This is a genomic window from Amycolatopsis rhizosphaerae, assembly GCF_007713715.1.
Lineage (GTDB): Bacteria > Actinomycetota > Actinomycetes > Mycobacteriales > Pseudonocardiaceae > Amycolatopsis_E > Amycolatopsis_E rhizosphaerae.
On the sequence record NZ_VJWX01000280.1, the window covers coordinates 1 to 9,263 of the forward strand.

General features: G+C 70.7%; 10 protein-coding genes and 1 pseudogene. 10 read left to right on the forward strand and 1 reads right to left on the reverse strand.

Annotated elements, in window-relative coordinates; genetic code table 11:
- From FNH05_RS38230 to FNH05_RS24090, 10 genes and pseudogenes are all read left to right on the forward strand, one after another.
- Positions 1-274: pseudogene (locus FNH05_RS38230) on the forward strand (hypothetical protein); the annotation flags it as partial.
- A gap of 310 nt (positions 275-584) precedes the next feature.
- A complete protein-coding gene (locus tag FNH05_RS24050) occupies positions 585-1,256 on the forward strand; it encodes a TcmI family type II polyketide cyclase (RefSeq protein ID WP_144590981.1) in 672 nt (223 codons plus the stop codon).
- A 110-nt stretch (positions 1,257-1,366) separates the two neighbouring features.
- Positions 1,367-1,627: an acyl carrier protein gene (locus tag FNH05_RS24055; protein WP_144590982.1), complete on the forward strand. Its 261-nt coding sequence runs from the start codon at positions 1,367-1,369 to the stop codon at positions 1,625-1,627.
- A complete protein-coding gene (locus FNH05_RS24060) occupies positions 1,627-2,085 on the forward strand; it encodes an SRPBCC family protein (RefSeq protein WP_144590983.1) in 459 nt (152 codons plus the stop codon). Before FNH05_RS24055 ends, FNH05_RS24060 begins: the two co-directional genes overlap by 1 nt.
- Complete coding sequence (locus tag FNH05_RS24065; protein WP_144590984.1) at positions 2,082-2,513, forward strand: cupin domain-containing protein; 432 nt, start codon at positions 2,082-2,084, stop codon at positions 2,511-2,513. The genes FNH05_RS24060 and FNH05_RS24065 overlap by 4 nt, the downstream gene beginning before the upstream one ends.
- Positions 2,510-3,784 (forward strand): beta-ketoacyl-[acyl-carrier-protein] synthase family protein, encoded by a 1,275-nt coding sequence (locus FNH05_RS24070; protein ID WP_144590985.1) that lies wholly within the window; start codon positions 2,510-2,512, stop codon positions 3,782-3,784. The genes FNH05_RS24065 and FNH05_RS24070 overlap by 4 nt, the downstream gene beginning before the upstream one ends.
- On the forward strand, positions 3,781-5,028 hold the full coding sequence (locus FNH05_RS24075) for a beta-ketoacyl synthase N-terminal-like domain-containing protein (RefSeq protein WP_144590986.1): 1,248 nt from the start codon (positions 3,781-3,783) through the stop codon (positions 5,026-5,028). Before FNH05_RS24070 ends, FNH05_RS24075 begins: the two co-directional genes overlap by 4 nt.
- 73 nt (positions 5,029-5,101) lie before the next feature.
- Positions 5,102-7,393 (forward strand): FAD-dependent oxidoreductase, encoded by a 2,292-nt coding sequence (locus FNH05_RS24080; protein WP_144590987.1) that lies wholly within the window; start codon positions 5,102-5,104, stop codon positions 7,391-7,393.
- Entirely contained in the window at positions 7,390-7,710 is a 321-nt protein-coding gene (locus FNH05_RS24085; RefSeq protein ID WP_144590988.1) for a putative quinol monooxygenase, read from the forward strand. The genes FNH05_RS24080 and FNH05_RS24085 overlap by 4 nt, the downstream gene beginning before the upstream one ends.
- Before the next feature lie 56 nt (positions 7,711-7,766).
- Entirely contained in the window at positions 7,767-8,975 is a 1,209-nt protein-coding gene (locus FNH05_RS24090; protein WP_222426691.1) for a cytochrome P450 family protein, read from the forward strand.
- Between the two features lie 63 nt (positions 8,976-9,038).
- On the opposite strand, the gene FNH05_RS24095 is transcribed toward FNH05_RS24090, so the two are convergent.
- On the reverse strand, positions 9,039-9,263 hold a 225-nt coding region (locus tag FNH05_RS24095), incomplete at its 5' end, for a CGNR zinc finger domain-containing protein (protein ID WP_186382706.1).

Below are 9,263 nucleotides of genomic sequence, written 5' to 3' on the forward strand. Positions count from 1 at the left end.
GCCCTGGTACCTGCCCGCGCCGGAAGAGCAGGCCGCCCTGCTGGAGTCGGCTGGGTTCGGCGTCCGGTTCCTGGAAACCGCGGCCCGGCCGGTGCCCCTGACCGCGGGCGGTGGGGGCGTGCCCGGCTGGTGGCGGACGACGGGCGCGCCCGCGCTGGCCGCGTACCCGCCGGAGCTGCTCGGCGCGCTGCTGGACGAGGCCGCCGCGCTCACCGGGGACGTGCCGTTCGCGGACGGCGTGCGCCTGCGCTTCGTCGCCGAGGCGATCGGATAACCCTCCACAGTGGAGTAAACGCGCGGCGGATCCCGATTTCGCCTCATCTCATTTTCGCCAGGCCGAAAGGGCCGGCGACGGAAATCCCGTTTCACCCACTCCGGTCTCCCCGTTCCCAGAAGTCTGAGCCCGGCCCAGCCGTGCCGGGAGACACAAGGGAATGGCAACGGTAAGGTCACGGTTGCGTTTCCCGGCCGGTTCCCCCTCCGGCGAATACGTACCGGTGACGATAGGCGGCTTTCCTGGGTTTCACGCGGTCTGCACACCGAATTCGCCCGAGCCGTCGCCGGCATCCTTCTAAGGAGAAGCCATGAGTTTCCGGAGCGTCATTGTCGCTCGAATCGTGCCAGGAAGTGAGGACAAGGTCGCCGAGGTCTTCCGCCGGACCGACGAGACGGCCCGGCCCCAGGATTTCGGTGTGATCGGGCGAAGGCTGCTTTCGCTGGACGATCTCTACATCCACGTGATCGAACGCGACCAGGACCCGAAGGTGTCCGGCAAGACCCGGGGACTGCCCGGGTTCCAGCAGGTCAGCGAGGCCATCGCCCCGTACGTGACGCCCTATCCCAGTAACTGGAAGGTTCCGTCGGACTCGGTGGCCAAGGAGTTCTACAGCTGGGCTCCCGGCAAGAAGCCGGAAGAGCCCATCGAGCACATGACCCTCATCGTCGCCCGCATCAAGCCCGGCGCGGAGCCCGAGGTGGCGCGCATCTTCACCGACTCCGACAAGGGGCCGCTGCCGGCGCAGATGGGTGTCGTCGGGCGCTGGCTGTACTCGCTCGACGACGTCTACCTGCACATGCTGGAACGCAAGGAGGCGTCGTTCTCCGACGCGGTGCACCACAACCAGCACAAGCCCGCCTTCAGCAAGATCATGGACGACCTCAGCCCGTACATCAGTGCCTACAACCCCGAAACCTGGCGCAGTCCCCAGGACGCGGTGGCCAAGGAGTTCTACCGCTGGCGGGCCGACGGGCGATGACCACCGCCCGGGGCACACACCTCAGGTGAGACATCCGGCATGCGTCGCGGGTGAGGCACACCGATCCCGCTCGCCGACGCCAGTGCCGGTCACGGAGAAGGAGTCGCAGAATGATGAGCACGCAACCGTTCCGCCTCGAGGACCTGATGGACATCCTCGAAGACAAGGCCGGGCTTCCGGCGTCGGACCGCACCGCGGACGCGAGCCTGACGTTCACCGAGATCGGGCTGGACTCGCTGGCCTTCCTCGCCCTGCAGGCGACGCTCGAGAGCCGCTACGGGTTCGAGTTGCCGGACGAGAGCCTGCAGAACGCCACGTTCCGGGAGATCGTGGACGCGGTCAACGAGCGACTCGAGAAGGTGAAGGCGTGATGGCGGGCCACACCGACAACACGGTGCACATCGCGGCACCGCTGGATCTGGTCTGGACCATGACCAACGACATGGCCTCCTGGCCCGAGCTGTTCACCGAGTACTCCGCGGCGCAGATCCTCTCCCGCAAGGGGAACACCGTGACCTTCCGGCTTTCGATGCATCCGGACGAGAACGGGAAGGTCTGGTCCTGGGTGTCCGAACGGACGATGTACCCGGAGGAACGCAGGGTGCTCGCGCACCGGGTGGAGAAGGGACCGTTCGAATACATGAACATCGAATGGACCTATCACGAGGAGGGCGGCGGGACCCGGATGCGCTGGGTGCAGGACTTCCACCTGCGGCCGGACGCCCCCGTCGACGACGCGGCGATGACCCGGCGGATCAACGAGAACTCCAAGATCCAGATGGGTGTCATCGCGCGCAAGGTCGAACTCGCCGCGGCGCGGGTGTCATGACCACCGCGGCGCCGAAACCGGCGAACCAGGCCGACGCCGTCCGCATCGTGGCCCGCGACGGCGTCCCGCCGAACCGGCGGCGCGGAGGCGACGTCAGGACCGTGCTTTCTCCCGCCACGACCGGTGCCACCTCCGGCTTCATGGGCACCGTGACGCTCGAACCCGGCGAGGTGGTGACCGAGCACTGGCACCCGTACTCCGAGGAGTTCCTGTACTGCGTGCGCGGCACGATCACGGTGCGGCTCGACGGCAGGCCGCGCACCCTGCGCGCCGACGAGGGCGTGCTCATCCCGATCGGCGTCCGCCACCGGCTGATGAACGAGTCCGGCGAGACGGCGTTCGCGGTGTTCAGCCTGGGCCCGCTCGCGCCCCGCCCCGACCTCGGCCACGTCGACACCGAGCCGCTACCAGGGGAGGCGCAACGATGAACGGACGCTCGTCCGTGATCACCGGGGTCGGGGTGGTGGCCCCGGGGGGCAACGGGCGCAAGGAGTTCTGGCAGCTGATCACCGGCGGCCGGACGGCGACGCGGCGGATCTCGTTCTTCGATCCGGACCCGTTCCGCTCACAGGTGGCGGCCGAGTGCGATTTCGATCCCTTCGAGGCCGGGCTGACGCCGCAGGAGGTGAGCCGCTGCGACCGGTTCGTGCAGTTCGCCCTGGCGGCGGCGAGCGAGGCGGTCGCGGACAGCGGGCTCGAACTCGACCGGGAGTCGCTCAACCACGACCGGCTGGCCGTCGCGCTGGGCAGCGCGGTCGGCGCCACCACCCGGCTGGAAAACGAGTACAAAGTGGTCTCCGACGGGGGCCGCCAGTGGCTGGTGGATCCCCGCTACGCCACCAGGTTCCTGTTCGAGGCGCTGGTGCCCAGCAGCATGGCGGCGGAGGTCGCCGTGCGGCTGGGTGCCCACGGCCCGGCCGCGGTGATCTCCACCGGATGCACCTCCGGTATCGACGCGGTCGGCTACGCCCACCAGCTGATCGAGGACGGCGACGCCGACGTGGTGATCGCCGGTGCCACCGACGCGCCGATCTCGCCGATCACGATGGCGTGTTTCGACGCGATCCGGGCGACCACGGCCTGCAACAGCGACCCCGAGCACGCCTCACGGCCGTTCGACGCGCGGCGCGACGGGTTCGTGATGGGTGAGGGCTCGGCCGTGCTCGTCGTGGAGGAGGCCGAGCACGCCCGGCGCCGCGGCGCGCACGTGTACTGCGAGATCGCCGGATACGCCAACCGCTGCAACTCCTTCCACATGACCGGTCTCCGGCCCGACGGGATCGAGATGGCCGCGGCGATCGAGGAGACCTTGCGCCAGGCCAGGATCAGCCCGGAAGAGGTCGGCTACGTCAACGCGCACGGTTCGGGCACGAAGCAGAACGACGTGCACGAGACGGCCGCGTTCAAGCGCAGCCTCGGCGAGCACGCCTACCGGGTGCCGGTGAGCTCGATCAAGTCCATGGTCGGGCACTCCCTCGGCGCGATCGGGTCGATCGAGGTGGCCGCGTGCGCGCTGGCGATCGAGTTCGGGGTGGTGCCCCCCACCGCCAACTACGAGGAGCCGGACCCGTTGTGCGACCTGGACTACGTGCCCAGGACGGCGCGGGCCGAGGCGCTGGACGTGGTGCTGTCGGTGGGCAGCGGCTTCGGCGGGTTCCAGTCCGCCATCCTGCTCGCGAGACCGGGCCGGGCGTCATGACGGCTGTCGTGGTGACCGGGGCCGGTGTGATCGCGCCGAGCGGGATCGGGACGGAGGCGTACTGGAATTCCACTGTGGACTCCGAACTGCACGTCCGGCCGATCGAGGCGTTCGACGCGAGCGGCTACGACACCACCATCGCCGGTCAGGTGCCCGGCTTCCGTTCGGAGGACTACCTCGACGACCGGCTCGCGGTGCAGACGGACCGGTGGACCTGGATGGCGCTGGCCGCCACGGATTTCGCGCTCGCCGACGCCGGGTACGACGTCGGCGAGCGGAATCCCTACCACACCGGCGTGGCCTTCGGCAGTGGCTCGGGCGGTGTCGAGTTCGGACAGCGGGAGATCCAGGCGCTGTGGACGCAGGGCAGGCGGGCGGTGAGCGCCTACCAGTCGATCGCCTGGTTCTACGCGGCCAACACCGGCCAGGTGTCGATCAAGAACGGCACCAAGGGGCCGTCCACCGTGCTCGTCACCGAGGGCGCGGGCGGGCTGGACAGCGTCGGCTGGGCACGCCGGGCCATCCGCCGCGGTACCCCGGCCGTGCTGGCCGGGGGCACCGAGGCCCCGCTGTGCCCGTATTCCCTGGCCTGCCAGTCGGCGAGCGGCCGGATGACCACCAGCCGCGACCCGCGGCAGGGCTACAAACCGTTCGACGCGGCGGCCAACGGGTACGCCCCGGGTGAGGGCGGCGCCGTACTGGTGCTGGAAGACGCCGCGGAGGCCGCGCGCCGGGGCGCCGGGAAGGTGTACGCCGAGGTGGCCGGTTACGCCGCCACACACGACGCGTACCACCATCACCGGCCTCCCGAGGACTGCGCGCAACTGGCCCGGTGCATGCGGCTGGCCATCGAGGACTCCGGGCTGTCGCCGGACGACATCGATCTCGTGATCGCCGACGGCGCGGGCAGCCCCGAGTTCGACGCGCTGGAGGTCCGCGCGATCAGGGACACCTTCGGGCCGCGGGCGGACCGGATCCCGGTGACCGCGCCGCAGGGGTTCATCGGGCGGTTGTGCGCGGGCGGGTCCGCGCTGAACCTGGTCGTCGCGGCACTGGTGATCCGGGACGGAGTGATCCCCGCGGTGGGCAATCTGAGCGAGCCGGATCCCGGGTACGGCCTCGACTTCGTCCGCGAGCCGCGCCGGATGCGGGTCGAAACGGTCCTGGTCAACGCGCGCGGCTACGGGGGCTTCAACAGCTCTGTCGTGCTGAAGGTTCCTGCCTCGCCACAGGAGGTCGCATGATCGACACTGGCGGAGCCCCTGATCATGTGGCCGACCGGGTGCGGGTGTCCCGCAGATCACCGGGGGTGGCGGCATGATCCGGACGATGCGGCGGGTGCGGGCGCACCCGGGATACGAGCCGGACGTGGAGCCCGCGTTTCGCACGGTCGCGGGGACGATCAGCGGGCTGGCGGGCAACCTCGCGGCGGAGTTGCTCCTGGACGCCGCCGAGCCGCGCACATTCGTCGTGGTGACCGAATGGGCGGACGAATCCGCTTTGCGCGACTACGAAAACGGGCCGGTGGCCGCGCGCCTGGCCGAGCTCTTCCGCCCGCTGTGCGAGCCGGTGGAGGAGGGCGGCTACCGCGTGATGTCGGCCCCCGAAGGCGGCGGCCCCGGGGCCAGGATCTGCGTGGACGTCGAGGTGACCGTGCCGTCCGTGAGGCTCGCGGAGTTCGCCCGCGGGTACGCGCAGGTCGCCGCGCGGATGCCCGGGGTGCCCGGCTACCTCCGGGAGGACCTGCTGCGGGAGCCCGGCTCCGACACCTACCACATCTTCGCGGAGTGGGCCGGTGAAGCGGAGTTCTTCCGCTGGATCGGTGATCCGGCGCACGCGGAGGAGGAGGCGGGCCCGATCGCGCCGTTCCTCCTGGACTTCCGGCGCCGCCTGTTCCACCTCCGCACCACTTCCGAAACCACGCGAGGACCCAGTACGGGCAGGGAGAGCGGGGAAGAAACCGTGCACACGACAACGGACGTACTCATCGTCGGGGCGGGGCCCGCCGGGCTGACCGCGGCCGTCGAACTGGCCCGGCGCGGCATCGACTGCCGGGTGGTGGAAAAGCGGGCGGAACCGCCCGCGCAGGCCGACAAGGCGATCGGCGTGCACTGCCGCACCATGGAGATCTGGGAGGACCAGGGCATCGTGCGCGACGCGATGGACGCCGGGAACTGGCTGACCGGCCAGATGGTGTTCGTCAACGGCGAGGAAACGCACCGGATGAGCTGGGAGCTGCCCGAACTGCCGTACGCGCACCTGGGGCTTCCGCAGTACGAGACCGAGCGGATCCTCACCGAGCGGCTGGCCACGCTGGGGGTGCGTCCGCGGCGGGGGGCCGAGCTGGTCGCGTTCAGCCAGGACGACGACGGGGTGCTGGCCACGCTCGGCATCGCCGGCGGCGGCAGGGAGACCGTGCGCGCGAAGTACCTCGTCGGCTGCGACGGCGCGCACAGCAGGGTCCGCGAACTGCTGGGGCTGACCTTCTCCGGCGGGCTGGGCCGGTTCCCCCAGCTGTTCATGCTCGGGGACGTGGACGTCGACTGGGACATGCCGCCGGGGCACCTGCTGCGGTTCCTGCACGAGACCGGCGGCCGGATGGACAACATGCTGGTGTGCGTTCCGCTGCGGGGTGAGTCGCGGTACCGGATCGCGACGATGGCGCCGCCCCGGTTCTTCGCCCAGACCGGCGGGAAGGACGCGCCGCCCGGGTTCGCCGAGGAGCTCGCCGAGCCGACGCTGGCCGACGTGCAGACCGTGCTGGACGAGCTCGCCCCGCCCGGCACGCGCGCGTCGAACCTGCGCTGGTCTTCGGTGTTCCGGATCAGCCACGGCATCGTGGACCGCTACCGGGAGGGGCGGGTGTTCGTGGCGGGCGACGCGGCGCACCTGCATCCGCCCGCGGGCGGCCAGGGCATGAACACCGGGATCGGAGACGCGTGGAACCTGGGCTGGAAGCTGGCGCTGGCGGTGCGGGGGATCGCCGCGCCCGGCCTGCTGGACAGCTACGAGGCGGAGCGGCGCCCGGAGGGCGAGCGGATCGTCGGCCGGGCGGTGCGGATGGCCTTCACCGACGAGCTTGACCGGGAGGATCTGAAACGCCAGTTCCTGGACGAGATGTCGTTGCTGCTGTCCTATGCGGGCTCTCCGCTGGTCGGTGAGGCGGTCGCCCGTCCCGGCACCCTGGAGGGACCGGGACCCGGGGAGCGCGCCCGCGACGCCAGTGGCCTGTACCGGCGTGGAGTGGGGCACCCGCTGCGGCTGCGCGACCTGACGCGCGGCACCCGCCACACCCTGCTGCTCTACGCGGACGCCTCGGCGAACGAGGCGGAGATGGCCGCCGTGGAGAAGCTGTGCGCGGACGTCCGGCAGCAGACGTGCGGGGAGATCGACGTGTACCTGGTGGCGAGCGCGGACGCGCGGGTGCCGTGGATGCTCGATCCGCCCGTGGTGCGCGACAGCGAAGGGGAGTTCCGGGCCGCCTACGGCGTCAACGGCACCGCGCTGTACCTGATCCGCCCGGACGGTCAGATCGGGTTCCGCAGCCGCCCGATCGACGCCGACGCGCTCGGGAACAACCTGCGCCGGGTGTTCGGGGGTGCGCGATGACGAAGGTGCGGACGGTGCTGGCGATGCGTGCGAAGCCGGGCTGCGAGCAGCGGTTCGAGGCGGAATGGCGGTCCGCCGCCGAACAGATCCGGGAGCTGGACGGCTGCCTGAGCCAGGACCTGGTGCGCGACGCCGACGACCCGCGCAACTACCTGATCATCAGCGAATGGGCGGACCGGGAGCGGCTGGACGCCTTCGGGCGCAGCGAGCACCGTGACCGGCTGCTGCGGGTGGTGCGGGAACTGCGTGAATCCGCGCAGCGCAACACCTACGAGGTGCTGCACACGGTGGCGGGCGAACCGGGGGTGCTGCGGTGACCGACAGTGCTGTTCCCGCTGTGCCTGCTGTGCCCGCTGTGCCTGCTGTGCCTGCTGTGCCTGCTTCGGAGGTCTACACCGACTCCTTCGCCGCCGATCCGTACCCCACCTTCGCCCGGCTGCGGGAGAACAGCCCGGTGTGCCCGGTCGCCTCGCCGCGGTTCGACTCCTACCTGATCACCCGGTTCGACGATGCCAAGGCGGCGCTGACCGATCCGCGGCTGTCCAAGGACCTCTACGGCCCCGGGCAGCACTATCTGCGGATCTTCGGGCCGAACTCCGAGGCGCTCAACCGGAACATGCTCAACTCCGATCCGCCCGAGCACAGCAGGCTGCGCCGGATGATCTCGCAGGCGTTCGCGCCGCGGCGGATCGAGGCGCTGCGGCCTCGCGTGGCCCAGATCGTGGGCGAACTGCTCGACCGGATCGTGCCGCAGGGCCGGGCCGAACTGATGGAGGATTTCGCCATCCCGCTGCCGATGCGGGTGATCTGCGATCTGCTCGGCGTTCCGGGCGAGGACCAGAAGCGGGTCCTCGACTGGACGCAGGTGATCCGGACCTCGGGGTCGGGCCGGAAGCCCGAACAGGACCGGGCGGCCGTGCAGGAGGTGCAGCTCAGACTGCACCACTACCTGGCAGGCCTGGTGAAGGCCAAACGCGCGCATCCGGCCGACGACATGATCAGCGCCCTGATCGAGGCGTGCGACCACGAAGGGAAACTGTCCGAACGGGAACTGGTCTCGACCACTTTCCTGCTGCTGTTCGCCGGGCACCAGACCACCGCGGACTTCCTCGGCAACGCGACGGTGGCGCTGCTGACCCATCCCGAGCAGCTCGCCCTGTTGCGCGCCGAGCCGGATATGCTGCCCGCGGCGATCGAGGAGCTGCTGCGGTTCGACGGCCCGCTGCCGGTGGCCAGCCCCCGGATCGCCACCGAGGACGTCGAATACGGGGGAGTGCGCATCCCCGCCGGATCGATCGTCGGCGTGGTGATCAACGCGGCGAACCACGATCCGGAGCATTTCGGCGAACCGGATGAACTGGACGTCTGCCGGGAGCGGGTCGGTCACATCGGCTTCGGGCACGGTGTCCACTACTGTCTCGGGGTGTCACTCGCCAGGATGGAGGCCCGGATCGGCATCGGCGCGCTGCTGCGCCGGTTGCCGGGGCTGCGGCTCGGGGTACCCGTCGAGGAGCTGCGCAGGCTTCCGGCGGCGTCCCCGTTCCGCGGCCTGCTGGAACTGCCGGTCCGGTTCTCCGCCTGACGCCGGTGGGAGGGTCCGCACGGGCCCTCCCACCGGACCCCGTCCCTTCGCCGTTTTCCGGTGTCATCCGGAGTTGCGGCGGCGGGTGTAGGCGCGGGCGGCGCGGGCACGGTCGCCGCAGCGGGTCGAACACCAGTGGCGGCGGCCGCGCCGGAGCAGGTAGCGGTTGCAGGGGGCTGAGCCGCAGGCGGTGAGACGGTCGCCGTCGGGCGACGTGAGCAGGTCGGCGGCGTCGGCGGCGAGGGTGGCCAGTGCGTGGTCGACGATCGCGGTGACGGGGTGCGGGGT

Coding starts and splice junctions, on each gene's coding strand:
- FNH05_RS24050 (WP_144590981.1), top strand. CDS start 585: ATGAGTTTCCGGAGCGTCATTGTCGCTCGAATCGTGCCAGGAAGTGAG.
- FNH05_RS24055 (WP_144590982.1), top strand. CDS start 1,367: ATGATGAGCACGCAACCGTTCCGCCTCGAGGACCTGATGGACATCCTC.
- FNH05_RS24085 (WP_144590988.1), top strand. CDS start 7,390: ATGACGAAGGTGCGGACGGTGCTGGCGATGCGTGCGAAGCCGGGCTGC.
- FNH05_RS24080 (WP_144590987.1), top strand. CDS start 5,102: ATGATCCGGACGATGCGGCGGGTGCGGGCGCACCCGGGATACGAGCCG.
- FNH05_RS24070 (WP_144590985.1), top strand. CDS start 2,510: ATGAACGGACGCTCGTCCGTGATCACCGGGGTCGGGGTGGTGGCCCCG.
- FNH05_RS24065 (WP_144590984.1), top strand. CDS start 2,082: ATGACCACCGCGGCGCCGAAACCGGCGAACCAGGCCGACGCCGTCCGC.
- FNH05_RS24075 (WP_144590986.1), top strand. CDS start 3,781: ATGACGGCTGTCGTGGTGACCGGGGCCGGTGTGATCGCGCCGAGCGGG.
- FNH05_RS24060 (WP_144590983.1), top strand. CDS start 1,627: ATGGCGGGCCACACCGACAACACGGTGCACATCGCGGCACCGCTGGAT.